The following is a 23,264-nucleotide window of genomic DNA, read 5'->3' on the forward strand; positions in this document are numbered from 1 at the left end:
GAGGCAAGCTCGCTCCTACGGTTTGGGGAATGGTCAGGGGGCTTGCAGCACGTAACGCAACGAGGCGGGCAGGGTTTCGCCGTGACTCATGCCATCGAAAGTGTGGTAGTCAACGGTGAGCCCTGGCAGGCCGCTCAATTGGCTTTTGAGCGCTTGCATGCGCTGATCCGGTTGCCCGATGTTCGGCCCGCGCGGGTTGCCGGGTTCGGCAGTGCCGCGCATCAACAGCAGGTGCGGTTGATGGCCTTTGAGGCGTTGCTTGAAGTCCGCATCCACGTTGATGTCGGTCCACCACAGTGACGGACTGGCCGCGGCGTAGTGGGCAAACTCGCCCGGCCGGTTGAGCAGGGCGTGCAGCACCAACAGGCCGCCATACGAGTGGCCCCACAAGGTTTGCTGGTGCAGATTGATCGGCGCCTGGGCGGCAACCGCCGGGCGCATGCGCTCGCGCAGCAGGTCGAGGAAGACGTCAGCGCCGCCGCTGGGTTGCTCGGTCAGCGGGTCGGTTTGCCGGGCGGCGCCCGGTCTGTTCGGGGTGTAGTCATAGGTTCGGGCGTTGCGCTCAATGCGCAGCGGCGTCTGGTAACCAATGGCCACCAGCAGCGGCGCTTTACCGTCCGCCAACGTATTGAGCAACTGAGGGTCCAGCGCACCCATTGCGGCATTGCCATCGAGCATCCAGACCACCGGATAGCCGTCTTTGGGCGGTGCGCTGGCGGGGCGGCCAATCCACAGTTGGTAGTGGCGCTGGCCGTCAGCAGAGTCCAGCAGTAGCGAGCTGAAACTGTATTTGAGGTCTTTGCGCTGCAGCAGGCTGGTGTCCATGGGCTGGTCAGGCGCAGGTCGGGCCTGAGCGGCCTGCACGGGCAGGGCCAGTGCAAGCAGCAGCGCCAGAGGGAGGATCATCGTTCTCATCAGGCGATCTCGTTATGGCTCAGAACGACGCGGTCAGGCTGGTGAACAGCGTACGGCCGGGCTCGTTGTAAGTCGCGGCACCGGCACCTTCGATGTTGGCCACACCTTGGGCGTTGCCTTCGCGGTACAAACGCTTGTCAAACAGGTTCTCGACGCCTGCGGTGATGCTCAGGTGACGGGTGATGGCGTAGGTGCCGCTGATACCGGCGATGGCGTAAGGTGCCAACTGGTTGTTGGCGGTGCCTGTGACGCGTTCGCCGTGGTAGTCGAATTTTTTCGGCGTTTGTTTGCCGTACCAGGCCACGCTAGCTTGCAGCGACAGGTCCTGGGTGGCCTGCCAGTCCAGCATCGAGTTCAGGGTGTAGCGCGGGGTCACCGACAGGTAATCACCGGTTTGCTTGTTTTTCGATTGCAGCATGTAGGTGAAGTTGTTGGTCCAGGTCACTTGCGCTGACAGCGGTAAAGTCAGGGTACCTTCAAGGCCTTCAACCAGAGCCTTGGGCACGTTTTCCCACTGATAGATCCCGGCATTGGCATAAGAGCCCGTGCCGCCCACGGCCTGGCCGATTGGCGACAGGCCGGATTCGATCTTGTTTTTGTAGTCGTTGCGGAAGTAAGTCAGACCCGCGACAACGCCTTCGTTGTTGTACTCAATGCCCAGCTCTTTGTTGACGCTGGTTTCAGCCTTGAGGTCGGCGTTGCCTTGCAGGTAGCAACTGGTCGTTTGCCCATAGCAACCCTGACCGCGGCTATACAGCAGATAGTCCGGGTTCAACTGGTACAGGTTGGGTGCCTTGTAGGCGCGGGCGATACCGGCTTTAAGGGTTACGGTGTTGGTCAATTCGTGTGACAGGTTGAGCGATGGGCTCCAGTTGTTGCCCACGATGCTGTGGTGATCCAGGCGCAAGCCCGGGGTCAGCATGGTGCCGGGCAGCAGCTCGATATTGTCGGCCGCAAACAGCGAGAAAATCTGCGCCGAAGAGCTGGTGCTACGGTTGGTGCTGGTCAAGCCCGGAACCGCGCCTCCTTCGGTGGTCAGTTGGGTGTTGGCGCTGGGGTCATCGAGTTTTTGCTGTGTCCACTCGGTGCCCAGGGTCAAGGTCTGATCCAGCCCCGCGTGCAATGGCAAGTTAAGCTCGCCATGGGCGGTCAGGTCCTTGAGTACGGCGGTGTAGAAGCCTCTGTTGCTGAAGATGCCTTCGGTACCCCCGGCCAAGCCTTCGTTGATCCGCGTGTTGCGGGTTTTTTCGTATTGCAGGTAGGCCATGCTGCTGCCGAAATCCCATTCACCGCGATGGGTCAGCGCATAGGTCTCGCGGTACGTACGGTTGGTTTCATGGCCCAGCAGGCTTTTTACGTAAGCGTTGCTGTTGGTGTTTTGCGTGTCGCCGGTATAGATGTTGCCCTGGCGGCTGAAGCCCGCTTCGAACTCCAGAGTCTGCTGCGGGGTCAGGTGCCAGCTCAGCAAGCCGTTCACGTCTTTGTTGCGCACACCTTCACGGCCAGCGGGCAGGGTGCCGACCTGGTTACCGGTGCGCAGTGATTCGTGGCCCTGGTTGATGTCCCAGTCATCCGGGTCGGTCTTGGCGATGTTACCGTACACCCGGTAGCTCAGGTTCTCGGTCAGCGGGCCGTTCAGACCGAAACTCATGCGCTCGGTGGCGCCTTCATCCTTGTGGGTCGGGAAATTGCTGTAGACCGTGGCTTCGCCGTGGGTTTCAGCCCCGGCCTGCTTGGTGATGATATTGACCACCCCGCCAGCTGCGCCGTTGCCGTACAACGCAGCGGCCGGGCCACGCAATACCTCTATGCGTTCGACCTGATCGGCCGGCACCCAGTTGGTGTCGCCGCGACTGTCCCGCTCACCGCGCCAGCCGTAACGCACGGAGTTACGGCTGTTGACCGGCTTGCCGTCCACCAGAATCAGGGTGTTTTCCGGGCCCATGCCCCGGATGTCGATCTGGCGGTTGTTGCCGCGCTGGCCGCTGGTGGAGTTACCCGTCAGGTTGACCCCCGGCATGGTGCGAATGATCTGTGACAGGTCATTGGCCGGAGGGCGCTTTTTGATGTCTTCTGCGGTGATGATCGACACGCCGGGCATCTGCTTGGTTTCTTCCAGAGCAGTGGCGACGACGTTGGTGTTTTCGAGTTCCAGCGCCGCAGGCGTGGTGTCCTGAGTCGCAGCCTGAACGGAGCTGGTCAGCAGCCAGCAACTGGACAACACAAAAGGGGCGAAAGGGCGCAGCGCATGTAACGACATCGGGTGATCTCCGAGACAACCAGATACAAGAAGATCACGAATGATAATGACTGCTAATTGAGAGTAAAGCGCATTAACTTTCTAAACACTTCTGGGCAGGCAGCAACAGGTGCATGCACAAACCGGTCTCGCCGTTAGTCGCCCACAGGCGCCCTTGTTGCAGCTCGATGGCGCGCTGGGCAATGGCCAGGCCCAGGCCATATCCTTCGCCGATCGAACCTTTGAGGCGCTGATACGGCACAAACAGGTTGGGCAGGTCTTCTTCTTCCACGCCGGGCCCCTGATCTTGCAGGCACAAATGCCAGGCATCGCCTTCGCGCCAGCCGCTGAGGGTGACGTTGCCATCTGGCGGCGAATAGCGAATGGCGTTGCGCAACAGGTTTTCCAGGGCCTGTGCCAGGCTGTCGAGGTGCACTTGCACATAACACTCGGTGCCCAACAGGCAAGGCAAACGCTCGGCTGACCAGCCACTTTCAAAGCAGGCGTCTTCGCACAAGGCTTCCCACACCGACAGCACCAGCACTGGCTCGCTGGGCAGTTGCGTGCGCTCGGTGTCCATCCAGGCCAGGTTAAGGGTGTCTTCGAGCAAGCGCTGCATGTCGTCGATTTCGCGGTCCAGTCGCTGGCGCAACTGCTGCGCCGGTAACTGGCTGTCATGGGCGATGCGCAGACGTGCCAGCGGTGTGCGCAATTCGTGACTCAGGGTACGCAACAACAAACGCTGCTGATTCAGGCTTTGGCGCAAGCGGCTGGCCATGTGTTCGAAGGCTTGAGCCAGCTCGCCCAACTCATCGCGGCGCTTGATCAACGGCAAAGGCACTTCGCTGTCCAGGTCATCTGCGCGCAAGGCATCGGCGCGATCACGCAAGCGATTGAGCGGCACCACCAGGTTTCGGTACAGCAGCAGGCCGAGCAGTGCGGCGAGCAAGGTTGGCATCACGCCGTGACTGAGCACATGGGTCCACGGCGTAAGGCCGCTGGGCAACAGGCGCTCGGGCAACTGGATAACCAACTGTCCTTGCTCGGGATGCGTGGGGAACGGAATGCTGACATAGGGCAGTTCGTCCTGCAGGCGTCGGCTCATGGGCCAATGCAGTTGGCGCATAAAAGTCAGCTGGCGATAAATCTCGGGCGTCAGCGGGGTGTTGCTCAAGCTTTCCAGGTGCGGCCCCAGCACCGTGACCCAGGTGTTCTCTTTGGCGGCAACTTGCCGGGTAAAGCGCTGCAGTGCGTCACGGTCCTGTTGCTGCCAAATGTCTTCGGCCTGCTGGGCATACTCGGCCAGGTAATCGCGCTCTTCAGGCGTCAGAAAGTAGGTCTGGCGTTCAGTCGACAGGCCCCAGATCCAGATGATCCAGGTCAGCAGCAAACAAAAACTGACTTGTATCAGCGCCAGCTTCCACAGCAAGGGGTGACGGCGCATCAGTGTTTTTCCGTGTCGACCAGAATATAGCCTTGGCCTCGTATCGACTGGATCTGAATATGCTGCGCGCCGATCGCCGCCAGCTTGCGCCGGACATTGCACACGTGCACGTCGAGGCCACGGTCCAGTCGCGTGTAGATACGGTGCAACACCTGCTGATATAGAAACGCCTTGCTCAAGGGTTCGCCGCCGTGTTCATGCAAGGTGAGCAGCAGCCTGAACTCCGAGCCGGTAAGCCCGGCCAGTTCGCCGTTGTGCAGCACATCCTGGGCGCTCTCATCAAAGATCATTGAGCCGTACTCACGCTCAACCGCAACTGGCTTGAACATGGCCATGCGCCGCAGCAGCGCATCGGTGCGCGCGTCCAGTTCGGCCAGGCTAAAGGGTTTGGGCAGGTAATCATCGGCACCACGGGTAAAGCCGGTGATGCGGTCCTGTTCATTGCCCAGGGCCGACATCAGCATCACCGGCACATTTTGCTGGCTGCGCAGGGCTTCGAGCAGCGACAAGCCGTCAATGCCGGGCAACATGATATCCAGCAGCACCAGATCAAAAGAGCGTTGTTGCAGGGCGTTGAGGCCCTGAATGCCATCCGGGCAACTGGTGACGGCAAAGCCGCGCTGCAACAGATGACGTTCGAGGTCGTGGCGAAGCAGGAAATCGTCTTCGACCAGCAGCAGGTGGGTGGGGCTAGGCATAGGAGAAGGGTATCAATGAGAATATTTCACATTCGCGAATATCCCATTAATACCGATGCTGCGCAATTGCTATGACGGACAGGATGAGAGTTGTCATCTGTCTAGCCCGGTGGATGCACAGCGGATCTGATCAACTACAGGTCGGATTCGCACAAAAAGGCCGGTCTTGCTTCTGTTCGAATGATCCTCAACGGCCGGCCCCGCAGGCGGCTTTCAAGTGCGATCACCGACAAGGGTACCTGACATGCAAATGCCTAAAACCATCCAGATCAAGAACGGCGAAAAAGTCACCCCAACGTTCTCGGCCCAGGAGTACGCCCATCGCCAGGCCAAGCTGCGTGCCTACATGGCGCAGAACAATATCGATGCAGCGGTGTTTACCTCGTACCACAACCTCAACTATTACAGTGACTTCCTGTACTGCTCGTTTGGCCGTAACTACGCACTGGTGGTCACGCAGGACCGCGTGGTAACCATCAGCGCCAACATCGATGGCGGCCAGCCCTGGCGCCGGACCGTGGGCACCGACAACATCGTTTACACCGACTGGCAGCGCGACAACTACTTTGTCGCCATCCAGCAAGCGTTGCCCAAGGCCGGGCGCATCGGGATCGAGTTCGATCACATGAATTTGCTCAATCGTGACAAGCTCGCCAGCCGTTACCCGCAAGCAGAGTTTGTCGACATCGCCGCCCCCTGCATGCGCCTGCGCATGATCAAATCGGCCGAAGAACACGCGATTATTCGTCATGGCGCGCGTATCGCCGATATCGGCGGCGCGGCGGTTGTCGAGGCCTTGGCCGATCAGGTGCCGGAATACGAAGTAGCGCTGCATGCGACCCAGGCCATGGTCCGGGAAATTGCCCGCACCTTCCCGGACTCTGAATTGATGGACAGCTGGACCTGGTTCCAGTCCGGCATCAACACCGATGGCGCACACAACCCGGTGACCACCCGTAAGGTCAACAAAGGCGACATTCTGAGCCTGAACTGCTTCCCGATGATTGCCGGTTACTACACCGCGCTGGAGCGTACGTTGTTCCTGGATCATTGCTCTGACGCACACCTGCGCCTGTGGGAAGTGAACGTCAAGGTGCATGAGGCCGGGCTCAAGCTGATCAAGCCGGGCATGCGCTGCTCGGACATTGCCCGGCAGTTGAATGAGATCTTTCTGGAACACGATTTGCTGCAATATCGCACCTTTGGTTACGGCCATTCGTTTGGCACCTTGAGCCACTACTACGGGCGTGAAGCCGGGCTGGAGCTGCGTGAAGACATCGACACGGTGCTGGAGCCAGGCATGGTGGTGTCGATTGAGCCGATGATCATGATTCCCGAAGGCCGCCCCGGTGCCGGCGGGTATCGCGAACACGACATTTTGATCGTGAACGAACAGGGCGGTGAAAACATCACCCATTTCCCGTATGGCCCGCAGCACAACATCATCAAGAAATAAAACACCTGTAGCCGCTGCCGCAGGCTGCGCAACCCATCGCAGCCTGCGGCAGCGACTACAAAGCCCTGCTCAACGCATGCGCGCCTCAGACGTGCAGCGTTTCTGACCCATTACCCCTGCCAACAAGAACACAATGAGGGTATTTGTCATGTCCACCGTCTCGTCCACGCTTTCCTTGACCGCCGAACAACAGCTCGAACTCAGCAGTGAACGCAAGGCCTTGCGCCGCGCCGCCACCGCCAGTTTTCTGGGCAATTTTGTCGAGTGGTTTGATTACGCTGCGTATGGCTACCTGGCGACCATCATCGCCTTGACGTTCTTCCCGCAGACCGATGCGGCAACCGGTCTGCTGGCAACCTTCGCGGTGTTTGCGCTGTCGTTTATCGTGCGTCCCATCGGCGGGCTGGTATGGGGCCATTTTGGCGACAAATACGGGCGTCGCAGCGCCTTGGCCTGGTCGATTTTGATCATGACTGTCTCGACCTTTTGCATTGGCTTGTTGCCGGGTTACAACCACATCGGCCTGTGGGCTCCGGCGCTGCTGTTGTTGATCCGGCTGGTGCAGGGCTTTTCGGCCTCCGGTGAGTACGCGGGGGCTTCGGCGTTTTTGGCCGAGTACGCCCCTCAGGGCAAACGCGGCTTTTACACCAGCATTGTCCCGGCGAGCACCGCCGCCGGGCTGTTGTTCGGTGCGATATTTGTCGCGGGTCTGCATGCGCTCATGACCGTTGAAAACCTCCACGACTGGGGCTGGCGCTTGCCGTTCTTGCTGGCCGCGCCGTTTGGTCTGGTCGGGCGTTATATCCGCGTCAGCTTGCAGGATTCTCCCAAGTTCCTGGAAATGGAAAAACGCCTTGAGGCCAAGGAATGCGCGACCCACGCGCCGATTCGCGAATTGCTCACGGTGCATCGCCGTGCAGTGGTCATCGGGATCGGCGTGACCTGCTTGAATGCCGTGGCGTTTTACCTGTTGCTCAGTTACATGCCGACCTACCTGTCGACAGAAATGGGCATGAGTGAAAGCGATTCATTTATCGCTTCTACCGTGTCTTTGGCGACCTATATCGGCTTGATCTTTCTGATGGGCAAACTGTCCGACCGCTACGGCCGCAAGACCATGCTGGTGGCGGCATCGGTACTGTTTTTGCTGCTGACCTTTCCGCTGTTCGGGATGCTCGGTAACCCGTCGCTGGTGGTGATTTTGATGATTCAGATTGCTTTCGGGGCGATTCTGGCGATGAACGACGGTACCTTGCCGTGTTTCCTGGCCGAGATTTTCCCGACACGGGTGCGCTTCAGCGGTTTTGCCTTCAGCTTTAACATCGCCAATGCCGTGTTTGGCGGCACCGCGCCGTTTATCGCGACCTGGCTGATCCAGCTGACGGGTAACAAAATGGCCCCGGCCTGGTACTTGTTGGCGGCAGCCGCTGTGGCCTTGATCGCGATGCTCGCCAGCCGCGAGACCGCGTACAAGGCATTGCAGGATTAACAAAAAAACGCGCGGGTTTCTGTTGGAGCGAGCTTGCCTCGCGATCTTTTAAACATTCAAAAGATCGCGAGACAAACTCGCTTCTACGTCTGCGGGATCAGTGCAACGCTACTTGCTTACGCTCGCCAACCGGCGAGACGCCGAACAGGCGGCTGTAGCATTTGGAGAAATGCGCCGCCGAGACAAAGCCGCAGGCGAGGGCGATGTCACGCACTTGCGACTCGCTGCGCAGCAACAAGGTACGGGCGCGGGCCAGACGCAGTTCCAGGTAGTACTGGCTTGGCGTGCGTTGCAGGTGTTTGTTGAACAGGCGCTCCAACTGGCGCACCGACACGTCATTGAACCGGGCCAGGTCTTCAAGGCTGACCGGTTCTTCCAGGTTGGCTTCCATAATCGCCACTACCTGGCTGAGCTTGGGCTGCGAAGTCCCCAGCTTTTGCCGCAAAGGCACGCGCTGTTGCTCTTGCGCGCCTCGGGCCCGATCGCACAACAGCAGTTCGGCAGCGTGGGCGGCGATCTCCCGGCCACCCGGTTCACGGGCGATCAATTGCAAGGTCATGTCCATGGACGCGACGCCGCCGGAGCAGGTGAAGCGGTCGCGGTCCATTTCGAACAACTGGTTTGAAATGATGATCCCGGGGAAGTGGTCTTTGAGGGTTTCAATGTCTTCCCAGTGGATGGTGCAGCGATAGCCCTTGAGCAAGCCCGCACGGGCCAGCCAGTAACTGCCGGTACAAATGCCCCCCAGGGTGACTTTTTCGTGGGCCAGCTTGCGCAACCAGTTAAGCAAAGGCCGACTGCTGAGATGAGACACGATCGGGTTTGAGCCCACCACCAGCAATATGTCCAGTTTTGGTGCGTCGCCAATGGCGTAGTCGGGCAGGATGCGCATGCCGTTGCTTGCGGTCACCGGGTCCAGGTTGTGGGCGATGATTACCGAGCGGAACAACTCGCGCCGCGCCGCCATATTGGCCATGCGCAGGGTCTCAATCGCCGAGGCAAAACCGATAGTGGTGAAGTTCGGTATCACTAAAAAACCCACGGTTTTCGCCGTGGGCACATTAATCGACGAGCCTGTAACAGGTGCTGGCATTCCAAGGTTCCTTCTTACGCTCCAGGACGCGTCTAGCGTCGGGGTTTTCGCAGTTCGTTGCAGTCCCGATTAAACAACCTGCAATGTGCTGGAGCGTAGCCAAGCATTTGTTATGCCAGCAGATGAACGTGCGTTGCGGCGTGTGGTGTGATCCGGGTCAAGTGATGTCATTTTGTTATCAGGTACAACCACCCATGAGGAGTTCATAAAAATAATGGTCCGCACCGAGGGGTCCACCCCAGGTCGGCGCCTTAAAGGAATAACGCCATGGTTTTAACCTTCCCGCGTCTGGCCATAGCCGGTCTGACGCTGATGAGTACCTTTGCAGCCTGCGCCAATGAGCCGACTCCGGCAGTTGGCAGCGCCCCCCAACCCACGCAGACCGAGCGCGGCCAGTATGTTGCCCAACTGGGTGACTGCATCGCTTGCCACACCGCTAAAGGCGCTGCGCCCATGTCTGGTGGTCTGGCGCTGAAAACCCCGATGGGGACCATTTACTCGACCAACATCACCCCTGACCGCGACACAGGTATCGGCAACTACAGCTTTGAGCAGTTTGATGAGGTGATGCGCAAAGGCGTGACCCCGAGTGGGCAACACCTGTACCCGGCCATGCCGTACCCGTCTTACGCGAAGATGAGCGAAGGCGATATGCAGGACTTGTATGCCTACCTGATGCAGGGCGTAACCCCGGTCAAAAACGCCAACCTGGAATCTGAAATGAGCTTCCCGTTCAATCAGCGCTGGGGCCTGGCGTTGTGGAACATGATGTTCCTCGACACCCGGCCGTTTGTGCCCGATCCGGCCAGGACTGACGTGATCAACCGTGGCGCCTATCTGGTGCAAGGGCTTGGGCACTGCGGCTCATGCCATACGCCACGCGGGCTGGCTTTCCAGGAAAAAGCCATGAGTGATGCCGGCAGCAGTGGCAAGCACTACCTGGCTGGCGAGACGGTCGAGGAGTGGCAAGCGTTGAGCCTGCGTAACCTGTGGACGGTGCAAGACACTGTGCAATTGCTCAAGACCGGGCAAAACCGCTTCGCCACGGTCGCGGGCAACATGGTCGATGTGATTCACCACAGCACCCAGCATTTCACCGATGCTGACCTGACGGCCATTGCCAGCTATTTGAAATCGCTGCCAGCTGGCAAGGACGAGTTGCCGATGCCCGCAGTGGCCAACGCCCCGGCGCTTGCCCCTGATACCTTGTTCAGCAGCCGTGGCGGGCTGGGTTATACGCAGTTTTGCGCCGACTGCCACCGACCGGACGGCGGTGGGGTCAAAGGTATCTTCCCGCCTTTGAATGGCAACCCGAGCATCCTTTCGGCTAACCCGACCTCGTTGATGCATATCACCCTGACCGGCTGGCAAACCGCGCAAACGGTGGCTCATCCACGGGTCTACACCATGCCTGGCTTTGCAAGGCTGAGCGATGCCGAAATCGCTGAAATCCTGAGCTTTGTGCGCAGCAGTTGGGGCAATGACGCTGCGGCCATCAAGCCGGCGCAAGTGGCCAAAATGCGCAAGCAGCTCGACCCGCAGACCACTGATTCCAGCGCCTTTGAAACCCCGCGCCTGGCGAATCTGTTAAGCGCATCCAACGCCGATCAAGTGATACGCGGCATGCGTCTGCACCTGCAAACCAAGGCTTTGCTCCCGGATAACGTCGGCAATGCGCTCAATTGCACCAGTTGCCACTTGAATGCGGGCACTGTGGCGGATGGCTCGCCGTTTGTGGGTGTGTCCGCGTTCTTTCCGGGTTATGCGCCACGTGCGGGCAAGGAAATCACCCTGGAGGAGCGGATCAACGGCTGTTTCCGCCGTTCGATGGACGGCAAGCCGCTGCCCGTCGCGTCCCCTGACATGCAGGCTATGGTGGCGTATTTCGACTGGATGAAAATGAACACCGCCCCCGGCGATAAAGTGGCGGGCCGTGGGGTCGGCAAGATCGACCCGGGCATCAAGCCCAATGTCGACAACGGCAAAGTGGTGTATGTGCAGCAATGCGCGGTGTGCCACGGTGATGACGGCCAAGGCCTGAAACATGCGGATGGCAGCTATGTTTACCCGCCGTTGTGGGGCGATGAGTCGTTCAATATCGGCGCGGGTATGGCGCGTACCTACACGGCGGCGGCCTTTGTTAAGCGCAACATGCCGATCGGTTTTCACGAGAAATTCCCGTTGGGGCAGGGCGGCTTGTCAGATCAGGACGCGGTGGACGTGGCCGAGTACTTCTCGCACAAACCCCGGCCAGACTTCGTCGACAAGGCCAAGGACTGGCCCAAGGGCGGTAAACCGGTGGATGCGCGCTACTGAGTAAACCCGTGAAGGAGCGAGCTTGTCTCGCGATCTTTTAAAAGATCAAAAGATCGCGAGGCAAGCTCGCTCCTACAGGGCATTCGCCAGTGCGTGATATCAAACGTGCGGGGTGGTGTGGGGTTTTTCCTGTGGGCTGGCGTATTGCGGCTTGAGTACGCCGTGGTTGTCCAGCAACCAGGCGTCCATCACTTTACGCACCACCGGGCCGGCAACACGGCCACCGGCTTCACCGTTTTCAATCATTACCGAAATCACGATTTGCGGGTCTTCTGCCGGAGCAAAGCCGACGAACAAGGCGTTGTCACGGTTGCGCTCGGCGGTTTTCAAGCGGTCGTAACGCTCACCTTGCTTGATCGCCACCACTTGCGCCGTACCACTTTTACCGGCGATCCGGTATTGCACGCCCTGTGCCGCGGCCCGAGCGATGCCGCGCGGGTCATGCATCACCAATTGCATCGCGTGGTTAACCTGTTCCCACTCCTTGGGGTCGTGCAGCACGATGTTAGGCATCGGGTTTTCATCGACCGGCGGGGTGCTGTCGATGGTCTTGGCCAAGTGGGGACGGTTCCACACGCCTTTGTTGGCAATCAATGCCGTGGCTTGCGCCAGTTGCAGCGGCGTAACCTGCATGTAGCCCTGGCCGATGCCCAGAATCACTGTTTCACCGGGGAACCAGGCCTGGCGGCGGGTGCTGCGCTTCCATTCGCGGGACGGCATCAAGCCCGACGACTCTTCAAACATGTCCATCGAGACTTTCTGGCCCAGGCCGAACATCGACATGTAGTCGTGCATGCGGTCAATGCCCAGCTTGGACGCCAGATCATAGAAGTAGGTGTCGTTGGAGCGCATGATCGCCGCATTCAAGTCGACCCAGCCGTCGCCGCTGTGGTTCCAGTTGCGGTATTTGTGGTCAACATTGGGCAACTGGAAGTAGCCGGGGTCGAAGACCCGCGTCGAGGCTGAAATCACGCCGCTGTCCAGGCCGGCAATCGCCACTTCAGGCTTGATCGTCGAGCCCGGTGCATAGAGGCCACGCAAGGCCCGGTTGAACAGGGGTTTGTCGACCGAGTCACGCAGGGCCGAGTAATCCTTGGAACTGATGCCGGTCACAAACAGATTGGGGTCGAAGCTGGGCTTGCTGACCATCGCCAGCACTTCACCAGTTTTCGGGTCGATGGCGATGATGGAGCCGCGACGATCGCCCAAGGCTTCTTCGGCGGCTTCTTGCAGGTGGATATCCAGGCTCAGGACAATGTTTTTGCCCGCCACTGCGTCGTGGTGGCGCAGCACGCGCATCACCCGGCCCTGGGCATTGGTCTCGACTTCTTCAAAACCCACCTGGCCGTGCAGTTCGTGCTCGTAAAAGCGCTCGATGCCGGTTTTGCCAATCGACTGAGTGCCGCGGTACTCGGTGGGGTCCAGTTGCTTGGCTTCTTTCTCGTTGATGCGCCCGACATAGCCCACCGAATGGGCAAAGTGATCGCCCTGCGGGTAATGGCGAACGAACTGGGCTTCGACATCAATGCCCGGCAAACGGTACTGGTTGACCGCCAGCAGGGCGATTTGCTCTTCGGTCAGCTCGTACAGCAGGGTCGAGGGGTCAAACGGATGGCGGGCCTGCTTCATGGCCTTGGTGAATACCGCGCGGTCTTCTTCCGGCAAGTGCAGGATGCTCATCACGTTGTCCAGCACCTTGGCGGTGTCGCCAGCGCGTTCACGGGTGATGGTCATGTTGAAGCTGGGCTGGTTATCCGCCAGCAGCACGCCATTGCGGTCATAGATCAGGCCGCGTTCCGGCGGGATGGGCAGCACGTGAACCCGGTTGTTTTCAGACACGGTGGAGTTGTAATCGAACTCGGTGACTTGCAGAAAATACAGGCGGCCGATCAGCGTGCAACTGATCGCCAGGACCAGCAGGGCGCACGCAATCAGTCTTTTATTGACCAGCCGTTTCTCGGTGTCGTGATCTTTAAGAGGGATCGGCTCGGGCATGTTCCGGGTGTCTCATGTCAGTAAACAAAAGTGCAGCAGCCCGCAGGACGATAACGGGCAACAAAAGTCGGCGCACACCTTACCAAGAAGCTGGGATTCAAGTCGGTTTATTGGTCGGTTGTTCAGCCAAAGCCTACAGTCTGCTGTGGCTGCGGGCTGCTGTAAACTCGCTTCCTTTTATGGGAACGATGGCGATGTTGCCTTTGATTGACTGGCGCCCGCGCGCGCTGTTGCAGAGCTTACACCTGGATTGGCTGCAACAGGCCGGTGTCGAGGTGGCGGTCTTGCGCCTGGACCAGATCGACCCACTGATCAGTGGCAACAAGTGGTTCAAACTCACCGAGCACCTGACAGCCGCGCACGCCGTGGGCGCACAGGGTTTGATCAGCCTGGGCGGGGCTCATTCGAACCATTTGCATGCGTTGGCCGCGGCGGGCAAGCGCTTTGATTTTGCGACGGTCGGTCTGTTACGCGGCCATCCGCAACAGACCCCGACCACGCTGGACCTTGAACGCTATGGCATGCACCTGCATTGGCTGGGCTTTGCCGGTTATCGTGCGCGGCATGCACCGGGCTTTTGGGCGCCCTGGCAGGCGCAATACCCTGGATTGCAGCCGGTACCGGAAGGCGGCGGAGGGCTGCCGGGTGCGCGGGGCTGCATGACCCTGGTGCATCAAGTGCGTGAGCAACTGGCGGCGCCAGATTGGGACGATTACGACGCCTGGTGGCTGGCGGCCGGTACGGGCACCACTCTGGCCGGCCTGGTGTTGGGTGAGACGGGGCAGCACAAGAAGGTGTACGGCGCGTTGGCGGTGCCGGACGATCATGGTGTTGCCCCGCAAATCGAAGCAATTTTGCAGGCAGCGGGGCATATCGGGCGCGATTTTGAATTGATCGACGCCAGTCGCGGCGGTTTTGCCAAGGTAGATGAAGATTTGCTGGCGTTTATCCAGGCCAGCGAAGCGGCCAGTGGTTTGCCGCTAGAGCCTCTTTACACCGGCAAAGCCTTGATGGCGCTCAAAGCGGCGGTTGAGCAGGGGCGCATTGGCCGGGGGCAACGTGTGGTGTTCGTGCACACCGGCGGCTTGCAAGGCCGCCGGGGATTTGCCTTCGCTTCGTAAACACCGCCCCCGTAGGAGCGAGCTTGCCTCGCGATCTTTTGATCTTTAAGACAGCTCACCCCTAAGGCGTGAAATTAGCGTCCCGGCAGCATGCGCAGCAGAGTATTGTCCTTAATCAGGTAGTGATGGCCGAGCCCGGCGAGGGCGTGCAGGCCGATCAGCCAGTAGCCGATGATTGCACCCAGTTCGTGCCAGCCTTTGATTTGCTTGGCAAGGTCTACGTTTTTCGCGGTCAGGGGCGGGATGTCGAGGCCATAGAAGAACACCGGCTTGTCGTTGTGGCTGAGGATCAAATAACCCAACACCGGCATGGCGATCATGAACAGGTACAGCGCCCAGTGCATCAACGTGGCCAGCGCGCTTTGCCAGGCCGGGGGCGTGGGGATGATTTTCGGCGCGACGCCCAGGGTTCGTGCCAACAGCCGCAGCCAGACCAGCGCAAAAACCGTCAGGCCGAGCATAAAGTGGGCGTCTTTCATCAGGTTGCGACCGTCGCTGTCTTTCGGGAAGATGCCGCGAAATTCGATCGATGCGTAAATCAGTACAAACAGCAGCACCATCAGCCAGTGCAGGGCTATGGAGACACGACTGTAGCGCTCAGGGGTGCTTTTCCAGGACATGGGGTTTCCTCACGGTTCAGGTTTAGCCTCCGTTCTTGGTCGACGGAGTGCCTTCACTGTAATACGCCTGTCAGGGAAAAAGCTGAGGTGGGTCAGTTTTCAGGGTTGCCGGGCACGTTGGGCCACAGGTCAGATACCAAAAACAGACGCTCGGCTTCTTCCCAGTCGCCGCTGCCGTTCTCAACCAGGCGCACCATAAGCTGTGCCGGCGCCTGCGGGTGCAGTTCGGCCAGCCACACGTCGAGCTGTTGTTTGCTCCACAACCCTTCAGGTGTTGCGTGCGCCGGGGCCAGCCAGGCGTGGCGGGGCAGGGGTTGCCAGCAACCTTCAGCGCTCTGGTGGATAAAGGCGGACCAATCACGTTGATGCAGCCAGCGCCCCCGTAAATGCTGCGGGTGTGCGCCTGCGGGCGACAGCGCATGCCCCGGCCACGGGTACAGCAGGTAGCCCCCCAGCCACAGGCTGGCAGTGAACGTCTGAATATCCAGCCCGGCCAGGATCTCCCGGCTTTCAGGGCGGTTGGACATTGGCAGTTGGTGCTGGCTGAAGTGTTTGAGTTTGCGGTCCAGGCGGTCATTGCTGCCGGGGCCCAGCCAGTTGCCGGGGTCGCGGCCATCAGCCTGCTGCGGGCCAAGGTACAGCTTGATCGCCAGTTCCAGGTGGTGAACCCCGTCACCATCGCGCAGCAACAGGTCGAGTTCACCCAAGGTGTGGCCGCCCAAGCGGATCGGCAAGTTGGCCGCTATCAGCTCAACCCCTGGCGCATGCTCGACGGCAAACTGCCAGAGCCGCTCGTAATAACGCCCCAGTCGGCGCGTGGTGGCCAACGCCAGCCATTGCTGCAACGGCTCGCTGTGCTGGTCCAGCGCTCGCAACCAGTGCTCCAGTTGGTCCGGTGCCTGCACCCAGTCGCTGCCAGCCAACGGGTGGCGTTGCGGCCACGGGGTTTGGCTGAGCATCGGCGGGGCGAGGATCACCCACGCCAAATCACGCACCTCTGGGTGACGTAATTGGCGGGGCAGGTTGAGCAAGTCGGGAAAGAGGATCATTGTGCGAGCATAGCTCCCGTAGCCTGAAAGGGTTTTGCCTATTGTCGTGTTTCGACCATAATCGCTGTTTTCGCACGCCTACAACCTTGCAGGAGCCTCATGGAGCAATTTCGTAATATCGGCATTATTGGTCGTTTGGGCAGTTCTCAGGTGCTCGATACGGTTCGCCGACTGAAAAAATTCCTGCTTGAGCGGCACATGCACGTGATCCTCGAAGACACCATTGCCGAGGTATTGCCTGGGCACGGCTTGCAGACCTCCTCGCGCAAAATGCTCGGCGAAGTCTGTGACATGGTGATTGTGGTGGGCGGTGATGGCAGTTTGCTCGGCGCCGCTCGCGCACTGGCTCGCCACAATGTCCCGGTGCTGGGCATTAACCGCGGCAGCCTGGGCTTTTTGACCGATATCCGCCCGGATGAGCTGGAAGTCAAAGTCGCCGAAGTGCTTGATGGCCACTTTAAAGTTGAAAACCGCTTTCTGTTGCAAGCCGAAGTCCGCCGTCACGGTGAAGCCATTGGTCAGGGCGATGCCTTGAATGACGTGGTGCTGCACCCCGGCAAGTCGACGCGGATGATCGAATTCGAAATGCACATCGACGGCCAGTTCGTCTGCAGCCAGAAGGCTGACGGCCTGATCGTCGCCACGCCCACCGGCTCTACCGCTTATGCCATGTCGGCAGGCGGCCCGATCATGCATCCCAAGCTGGATGCCATCGTGATTGTGCCGATGTACCCGCACACCCTGAGCAGCCGGCCGATTGTGGTCGATGGCAACAGCGAGCTGAAAATCGTCGTGGCCAAGGACATGCAGATCTACCCGCAAGTCTCGTGCGATGGTCAGAACCATTTCACCTGCGCGCCGGGCGATACCATTACCGTCAGCAAAAAGGCACAAAAGCTGCGTCTGATCCACCCGTTGGACCACAACTACTATGAAGTGTGTCGGACCAAGCTTGGCTGGGGCAGCCGACTGGGCGGCAGGAGCGACTGATGCTCGATCCTGCGCGCAGTTACGATTTGATCGGTGACGTGCATGGCTGTGCTCATACCCTTGAGCACCTGCTGGACCGTCTGGGCTATCGCAGATGCGGCGGTATTTGGAGACACCCGCAACGGATGGCAGTGTTTCTCGGTGACATCATTGACCGCGGCCCGCGAATTCGCGAGTCGCTGCATATCGTTTACGACATGGTTCGGACCGGTCAGGCGCTGTGCCTGATGGGCAACCATGAATTCAACGCGCTGGGCTGGTGCACACCGGCCCCGCCGGGCAGTGGCAAAGAGTATGTGCGCGAACACAATGCGCGGCACACCCGGCTGATCCACGAAACCCTTGAGCAGTTCGCCCAGTACCCCGGCGAGTGGCACGACTTTGTGCAGTGGTTTTATGACATGCCGTTGTTTGTCGACGCCGGGCGTTTCCGGGTGGTGCACGCCTGTTGGGACGCTGACGTGATAACCCCGCTGCGCGCCCAATACCCTGACGGCTGTATCGATCAGCCTTTTGTGCAGGCGGCCGCGTACGCTGACAGTTTTGCTCATCTGGCTTTCAACCGGCTGCTGCGCGGCACCGATATGCGCTTGCCGGATGGCCTGACCTTGACCGGCGGTGACGGTCTGACACGGGCGTTCTTCCGCACCAAGTTCTGGGAAGACGACCCCAAGACCTACGGCGATATTGTCTTTCAACCCGACGCATTGCCTGATCGCGTGGCGCAAAAGCCGTTGTCCTCGACAGAAAAAGGCACCTTGCTGCGCTATCCCGTCGATGAGCCGATGCTGTTTGTCGGCCACTATTGGCGCAGCGGTGAACCCGCGCCGATACGGCCAAACCTGGCCTGTCTGGACTACAGCGCGGTGCTTTACGGAAAATTAGTGGCCTACAGGCTTGATCAAGAAACCCGGCTCGATCCCGCCAAGTTTGTATGGGTGGATGTAGAGCGCCCGGAGGCTGTGCAATGAGTGTGGTGGAGGTTTTACGTTTACCGATTTCGGTCGACCTTGCAGGCTTTGTGGCGTTGCTCAAGCGCATGCAAGTGCCCCATCGGGTCAGCGAAGAGGCGGGCGAGCAAGTGTTGTGGGCGCCCTCCGAGATTGCTGGCGATGTGCGCAGGCTGTATGAGCAATTCCCGCTGGGCGACCCTGATAACCAGATCCCGATTGCCGAACGCCCGGTGGCGATGGGCCGTCCCGGCTTTGCCCAGCAATTGAAGGCCAGCCCGGCCACTGCTGTCATCCTGCTGATCTGCATCATCGTGGCGGTGGTCACGCAGTTGGGTGACAACCTGTCCACCTTGAGTGCATTGACCTTTGTCGGCTTTAACATTCATGGCCAGTACGTAGAATTCACCCCCTTGTCGCAAAGCCTTGCCTCCGGGCAATGGTGGCGCTTGATCACCCCGATGTTCATTCACTTTGGCGTCCTGCACATTGCCATGAACGGCATGTGGTTCTGGGAACTCGGGCGCCGGGTTGAAATACGTCAGGGCAGCATTAATCTGGTGGGCTTGAGCTTGTTGTTCAGCCTGGTGTCCAACTTTGCCCAATACCTGTTTGGCGGGCCCAGCCTGTTCGGCGGGCTGTCGGGTGTGCTCTACGGCCTGTTGGGGCATGTGTGGATTTACCAGGTGATGGCGCCCAACCCGGTCTATCACCTGCCCAAAGGCGTGCTGGTGATGATGCTGGTGTGGTTGGCGTTGTGCCTGTCCGGGCTGGTGTCGATGATCGGCTTTGGCGAAATCGCCAACGCAGCCCACGTCGGCGGGTTGCTGATTGGTTGCCTCACCGGTTTGCTGGGCGGGCTGTGGGCCAGCCGCAAACAGGTTTAATTTCATCCGTATTTCGAGAGTAGAAAAGCATGTCCTCTTTCAATGAAATGATTAAAAACATCACCCCTGATATCTATCAGAGCCTGAAACTGGCAGTCGAAATCGGCAAGTGGGCCGATGGCAACAAGCTGACCGCCGAACAGCGCGAGCTGTCGTTGCAGGCGATGATCGCCTGGGAAGTGCAGAATCTGCCTGAAGAAGAGCGTACCGGCTATATGGGCCCGCAAGAATGCAGCTCCAAGTCGGCGCCCGTGCCAAACATCCTGTTCAAGTCGGATGCTATCCATTGATTGAGATTGGTCGCGGTGCAATCAGCAAAATGTCGGCAAGCCTGCAAGAGCCGACCGTTCAATATGCGTTTCGTTTGGGCGATACCGAGGTGCCGGTCAATCCGTTGATCGGGACTAAACTGCGTCTGGAGTTCCTGGGGGAGATCAACTGCACCCACTGTGGACGCAAAACCAAAAAAAGCTTCAGCCAGGGCTATTGCTACCCGTGCATGACTAAACTGGCGCAGTGCGATGTCTGCATCATGAGCCCGGAGCGCTGCCATTACGACGCAGGCACGTGCCGTGAGCCATCGTGGGGCGAGAAGTTCTGCATGACTGACCATGTGGTGTACCTGGCCAATTCGTCAGGCGTGAAAGTCGGCATTACCCGTGCCACGCAACTGCCGACCCGCTGGCTTGATCAGGGCGCGAGCCAGGCGTTGCCGATCGTGCGTGTGGCAACGCGCCAGCAGTCGGGGTTCGTCGAGGACCTGCTGCGCACCCAAGTGGCCGACCGTACCAACTGGCGCGCACTGCTAAAGGGCGATGCACAGCCGGTGGATCTGGCAGCGGTGCGTGATGAGCTGTTTGGCAGTTGTGCAGAAGGCCTGCAGATCTTGCAGGAACGTTTCGGGCTGCAGGCGGTACAACCTTTGCATAGCGTCGAGCCCATCGAGATTCGCTACCCGGTCGAGCAGTACCCGAGCAAGATCGTGAGCTTTAATCTGGACAAAGACCCTGTCGTTGAAGGCACGTTGATGGGGATCAAGGGTCAATACCTGATCTTCGACACCGGCGTTATCAATATTCGCAAATACACGGCCTACCAGTTGGCCGTGCATCAGTAAAAAGGATTGCAGCATGCGCACCGAACAACCGCAAATGATCTACCTGAAGGACTACCAGGCGCCCGAGTACCTGATTGACGAGACGCACCTGACCTTCGAGTTGTTCGAGGACCATACGCTGGTCCATGCGCAACTGGTGATGCGCCGCAATCCGGCCCGTGGCGAGAGCTTCCCGGCCCTGGCGCTGGACGGCCAGCAACTGGAGCTGCTGTCGGTCAAGCTTGACGATGTCGAGCTGACCGCAGCGGACTACGAGCTGACAGACAGCCACCTGACCCTGTACCCGACAACCGAGCAGTTTGTGGTCGACACCAGCGTCAAGATCCACCCCGAATCCAATACCGCGCTGGAAGGTTTGTACAAGTCCGGCACGATGTTCTGCACCCAGTGCGAGGCCGAAGGCTTTCGCAAGATCACCTATTACCTTGACCGCCCGGACGTGATGAGCACGTTTACCACCACCGTGGTGGCCGAGCAGCATCGCTACCCGATCCTGCTGTCCAACGGCAACCCGCTGGCCAGCGGCCCCGATGAAGACGGACGCCACTGGGCGACCTGGGAAGACCCGTTCAAAAAGCCGGCCTACCTGTTTGCATTGGTCGCGGGCGACCTGTGGTGCGTCGAAGACACCTTCACCACCATGACCAACCGCACCGTGGCGCTGCGCATTTACGTCGAACCCGAGAACATCGACAAGTGCCAGCACGCCATGAACAGCCTGAAAAAGTCCATGCGCTGGGACGAAGAAGCCTATGGTCGTGAATACGATCTGGACATCTTCATGATCGTGGCGGTGAACGACTTCAACATGGGCGCCATGGAGAACAAAGGCCTCAATATCTTCAACTCCAGCGCCGTGCTGGCCCGTGCAGAGACGGCGACCGACGCTGCTCACCAGCGGGTTGAAGCGATTGTTGCCCACGAATACTTCCACAACTGGTCGGGCAACCGCGTGACCTGCCGTGACTGGTTCCAGTTGTCGCTCAAGGAAGGCTTCACGGTGTTCCGTGATTCCGAGTTCTCGGCCGACATGAACTCGCGGGTGGTCAAGCGCATTCAGGACGTTGCCTTCCTGCGCACGCACCAGTTTGCCGAAGATGCAGGCCCGATGGCTCACGCCGTGCGCCCTGAGAGCTTTATCGAAATCTCCAACTTCTACACCCTGACTGTTTATGAGAAGGGCTCGGAAGTGGTGCGCATGCTGCAAACCTTGCTCGGCGCCGAGGGCTTTCGCAAGGGCAGCGACCTGTACTTTGAGCGCCACGACGGCCAGGCCGTGACCTGTGACGACTTCATCAAGGCCATGGAAGACGCCAATGGCGCGGACCTGAGCCAATTCAAGCGCTGGTACAGCCAGGCGGGCACCCCGCGTCTGGCCGTCAGCGAGCACTACGACGCTGAGCAAAAAACCTACAGCCTGACCTTCGCCCAAAGCTGCCCGCAGACCCCGGACAAAGTTGAAAAACTGCCGTTCGTGATCCCGGTCGAGCTGGGCCTGTTGAATGCCCAGGGTGCCGAGTTGCCGCTGCAACTGGCCGGCGAATCGGCGGCGGTCGGAACCAGCCGAGTTCTGTCAGTGACCGAAGCAGAGCAGACGTTCACCTTTGTCGGTATCAATGAAAAACCGCTGCCGTCCTTGCTGCGCGGTTTCTCGGCGCCGGTGAAATTGCAGTTTGCCTACAGCAGTGACCAACTGGTGTTCCTGATGCAACACGACACCGACGGTTTCAACCGTTGGGACGCGGGCCAGCAACTGTCGGTGCAAGTCTTGCAGACGCTGATTGGCCAGTATCAACGTGGCGAAACCCTGGTCATGGACCCGCGCTTGGTTGAAGCCCTGCGCAGCGTGCTGACCAACCCGCAACTGGATCAGGCGATGGTGGCAGAGATGCTGTCGTTGCCGGGTGAAGCCTACCTGACCGAAATCAGCGAAGTGGCCGATGTTGATGCCATTCACGCGGCCCGAGAGTTTGCGCGCAAGCAATTGGCCGACAGCCTGTTCAACGAGTTGTGGGCGCGTTACCAGGCCAACCGTGAGGTGTCTAAAGTCACGCCCTATGTGGCCGAAGATGAGCATTTCGCCCGCCGCAGCCTGCAAAATATTGCGCTGTCGTACCTGAGCCTCAGTGGCAAACCTGAAGTTGTGAAAGCCACACTGGAACAGTTCGAAAACAGCGACAACATGACCGAGCGCCTGAACGCGCTGGCGATACTGGTCAACTCGCCGTTTGAAGCTGAAAAAGCCCTGGCTCTGGCCAGTTTTGCCGAGCACTTCAAGGACAACCCGCTGGTCATGGACCAGTGGTTCAGCGTGCAGGCGGCCAGCCCGCTGCCGGGTGGTTTGCAGCGCGTTCAGCAACTGATGGAGCACCCTGCGTTCACCATCAAAAACCCGAACAAGGTCCGGGCCTTGATCGGTGCTTTTGCCGGGCAGAACCTGATCAACTTCCACGCCGCCGATGGCTCGGGCTACCGCTTCCTGGCGGATCTGGTTATCCAGCTCAATGCCCTAAACCCACAAATCGCCTCGCGGCAGTTGGCCCCGCTGACCCGCTGGCGCAAATACGACAGCGCCCGTCAGGCGCTGATGAAGGCAGAGCTTGAGCGCATTCGTAGCTCAGGCGAGCTGTCCAGCGACGTGTTTGAAGTGGTCAGCAAAAGCCTGGCGTAAACTCGGCGGCTGAAAAGGCGCTGACCGGTTACTCGGTCAGCGCCTTTTTTGTGTGCATTGAACACCGGTAGTCGCTGAGCAATGGAGCCGAGTTGAGAGACCGCCAGCAACGTTTTACTGCGTCAAGCGTCACTGCTGCGCCCCATTGCTGTAAGCCACGTCAGGGCTGTCGGTAACGGAATACCGCAGTTGTGATTGCTATTTATTTTTAGAT

General features: G+C 59.5%; 18 protein-coding genes. 10 read left to right on the forward strand and 8 right to left on the reverse strand.

What is annotated here, in order from left to right:
• Nucleotides 1-33: 33 nt before the first annotated feature.
• The 4 genes from ACJJU9_RS11085 to ACJJU9_RS11100 form a co-directional block, all read right to left on the reverse strand.
• A complete protein-coding gene (locus ACJJU9_RS11085; RefSeq protein WP_407730728.1) occupies nt 34-915 on the reverse strand; it encodes an alpha/beta hydrolase in 882 nt (293 codons plus the stop codon).
• A 19-nt stretch (nt 916-934) separates the two neighbouring features.
• Nucleotides 935-3,175, reverse strand: a complete 2,241-nt coding sequence (locus ACJJU9_RS11090) for a TonB-dependent siderophore receptor (RefSeq protein WP_407730729.1) — start codon at nt 3,173-3,175, stop codon at nt 935-937.
• Nucleotides 3,176-3,248: 73 nt separating this feature from the next.
• Nucleotides 3,249-4,598: a histidine kinase sensor domain-containing protein gene (locus tag ACJJU9_RS11095; RefSeq protein WP_407730730.1), complete on the reverse strand. Its 1,350-nt coding sequence runs from the start codon at nt 4,596-4,598 to the stop codon at nt 3,249-3,251.
• Nucleotides 4,598-5,296 (reverse strand): response regulator transcription factor, encoded by a 699-nt coding sequence (locus ACJJU9_RS11100; RefSeq protein ID WP_407730731.1) that lies wholly within the window; start codon nt 5,294-5,296, stop codon nt 4,598-4,600. The genes ACJJU9_RS11095 and ACJJU9_RS11100 overlap by 1 nt, the downstream gene beginning before the upstream one ends.
• Before the next feature lie 244 nt (nt 5,297-5,540).
• Here ACJJU9_RS11100 and ACJJU9_RS11105 point away from each other — a divergent pair, with 244 nt between their 5' ends.
• Together ACJJU9_RS11105 and ACJJU9_RS11110 are read left to right on the forward strand one after the other, a co-directional pair.
• Nucleotides 5,541-6,752, forward strand: a complete 1,212-nt coding sequence (locus tag ACJJU9_RS11105) for a M24 family metallopeptidase (RefSeq protein ID WP_153327998.1) — start codon at nt 5,541-5,543, stop codon at nt 6,750-6,752.
• A 148-nt stretch (nt 6,753-6,900) separates the two neighbouring features.
• The gene (locus ACJJU9_RS11110; protein ID WP_353231200.1) at nt 6,901-8,241 is read left to right on the forward strand and encodes an MFS transporter; all 1,341 of its coding nucleotides are present in this window, start codon (nt 6,901-6,903) and stop codon (nt 8,239-8,241) included.
• Nucleotides 8,242-8,338: 97 nt separating this feature from the next.
• On the opposite strand, the gene ACJJU9_RS11115 is transcribed toward ACJJU9_RS11110, so the two are convergent.
• Nucleotides 8,339-9,334, reverse strand: a complete 996-nt coding sequence (locus ACJJU9_RS11115; RefSeq protein WP_407730732.1) for a GlxA family transcriptional regulator — start codon at nt 9,332-9,334, stop codon at nt 8,339-8,341.
• A gap of 267 nt (nt 9,335-9,601) precedes the next feature.
• Here ACJJU9_RS11115 and ACJJU9_RS11120 point away from each other — a divergent pair, with 267 nt between their 5' ends.
• Entirely contained in the window at nt 9,602-11,650 is a 2,049-nt protein-coding gene (locus ACJJU9_RS11120; protein WP_407730733.1) for a c-type cytochrome, read from the forward strand.
• A 99-nt stretch (nt 11,651-11,749) separates the two neighbouring features.
• Here ACJJU9_RS11120 and mrdA read toward each other — a convergent pair whose 3' ends face one another.
• Nucleotides 11,750-13,645 carry a penicillin-binding protein 2 gene (gene mrdA, locus ACJJU9_RS11125; protein WP_048370234.1) on the reverse strand — a complete coding sequence of 632 codons (1,896 nt, stop codon included), beginning with the start codon at nt 13,643-13,645 and terminating at the stop codon, nt 11,750-11,752.
• Between the two features lie 194 nt (nt 13,646-13,839).
• Between mrdA and ACJJU9_RS11130 the strand changes: the two genes are divergently transcribed.
• Nucleotides 13,840-14,766, forward strand: a complete 927-nt coding sequence (locus ACJJU9_RS11130) for a 1-aminocyclopropane-1-carboxylate deaminase/D-cysteine desulfhydrase (protein WP_407730734.1) — start codon at nt 13,840-13,842, stop codon at nt 14,764-14,766.
• A gap of 74 nt (nt 14,767-14,840) precedes the next feature.
• Here the strand turns inward: ACJJU9_RS11130 and ACJJU9_RS11135 are convergent, their stop codons facing one another.
• Together ACJJU9_RS11135 and ACJJU9_RS11140 are read right to left on the reverse strand one after the other, a co-directional pair.
• On the reverse strand, nt 14,841-15,386 hold the full coding sequence (locus tag ACJJU9_RS11135; RefSeq protein ID WP_407730735.1) for a cytochrome b: 546 nt from the start codon (nt 15,384-15,386) through the stop codon (nt 14,841-14,843).
• 92 nt (nt 15,387-15,478) lie between these two features.
• Nucleotides 15,479-16,435, reverse strand: a complete 957-nt coding sequence (locus ACJJU9_RS11140; RefSeq protein WP_407730736.1) for a DUF1853 family protein — start codon at nt 16,433-16,435, stop codon at nt 15,479-15,481.
• 99 nt (nt 16,436-16,534) lie between these two features.
• Here ACJJU9_RS11140 and ACJJU9_RS11145 point away from each other — a divergent pair, with 99 nt between their 5' ends.
• From ACJJU9_RS11145 to pepN, 6 genes are read left to right on the forward strand one after another with little or no spacing between them, the layout of a single operon-like run.
• On the forward strand, nt 16,535-17,425 hold the full coding sequence (locus ACJJU9_RS11145) for an NAD(+) kinase (RefSeq protein WP_048370239.1): 891 nt from the start codon (nt 16,535-16,537) through the stop codon (nt 17,423-17,425).
• Complete coding sequence (locus ACJJU9_RS11150; protein WP_407730737.1) at nt 17,425-18,396, forward strand: metallophosphoesterase; 972 nt, start codon at nt 17,425-17,427, stop codon at nt 18,394-18,396. The genes ACJJU9_RS11145 and ACJJU9_RS11150 overlap by 1 nt, the downstream gene beginning before the upstream one ends.
• The gene (locus ACJJU9_RS11155; RefSeq protein ID WP_407730738.1) at nt 18,393-19,262 is read left to right on the forward strand and encodes a rhomboid family intramembrane serine protease; all 870 of its coding nucleotides are present in this window, start codon (nt 18,393-18,395) and stop codon (nt 19,260-19,262) included. Before ACJJU9_RS11150 ends, ACJJU9_RS11155 begins: the two co-directional genes overlap by 4 nt.
• 29 nt (nt 19,263-19,291) lie before the next feature.
• Nucleotides 19,292-19,552 carry a YeaC family protein gene (locus ACJJU9_RS11160; protein WP_048370246.1) on the forward strand — a complete coding sequence of 87 codons (261 nt, stop codon included), beginning with the start codon at nt 19,292-19,294 and terminating at the stop codon, nt 19,550-19,552.
• On the forward strand, nt 19,549-20,379 hold the full coding sequence (locus ACJJU9_RS11165; RefSeq protein ID WP_048370248.1) for a DUF2797 domain-containing protein: 831 nt from the start codon (nt 19,549-19,551) through the stop codon (nt 20,377-20,379). The genes ACJJU9_RS11160 and ACJJU9_RS11165 overlap by 4 nt, the downstream gene beginning before the upstream one ends.
• A gap of 13 nt (nt 20,380-20,392) precedes the next feature.
• Nucleotides 20,393-23,050 (forward strand): aminopeptidase N, encoded by a 2,658-nt coding sequence (pepN, locus tag ACJJU9_RS11170; protein ID WP_407730739.1) that lies wholly within the window; start codon nt 20,393-20,395, stop codon nt 23,048-23,050.
• Nucleotides 23,051-23,264 lie beyond the last annotated feature (214 nt).

The sequence above is a fragment of the Pseudomonas helleri genome (assembly GCF_045830615.1).
Taxonomy (GTDB): Bacteria; Pseudomonadota; Gammaproteobacteria; order Pseudomonadales; family Pseudomonadaceae; genus Aquipseudomonas; species Aquipseudomonas helleri.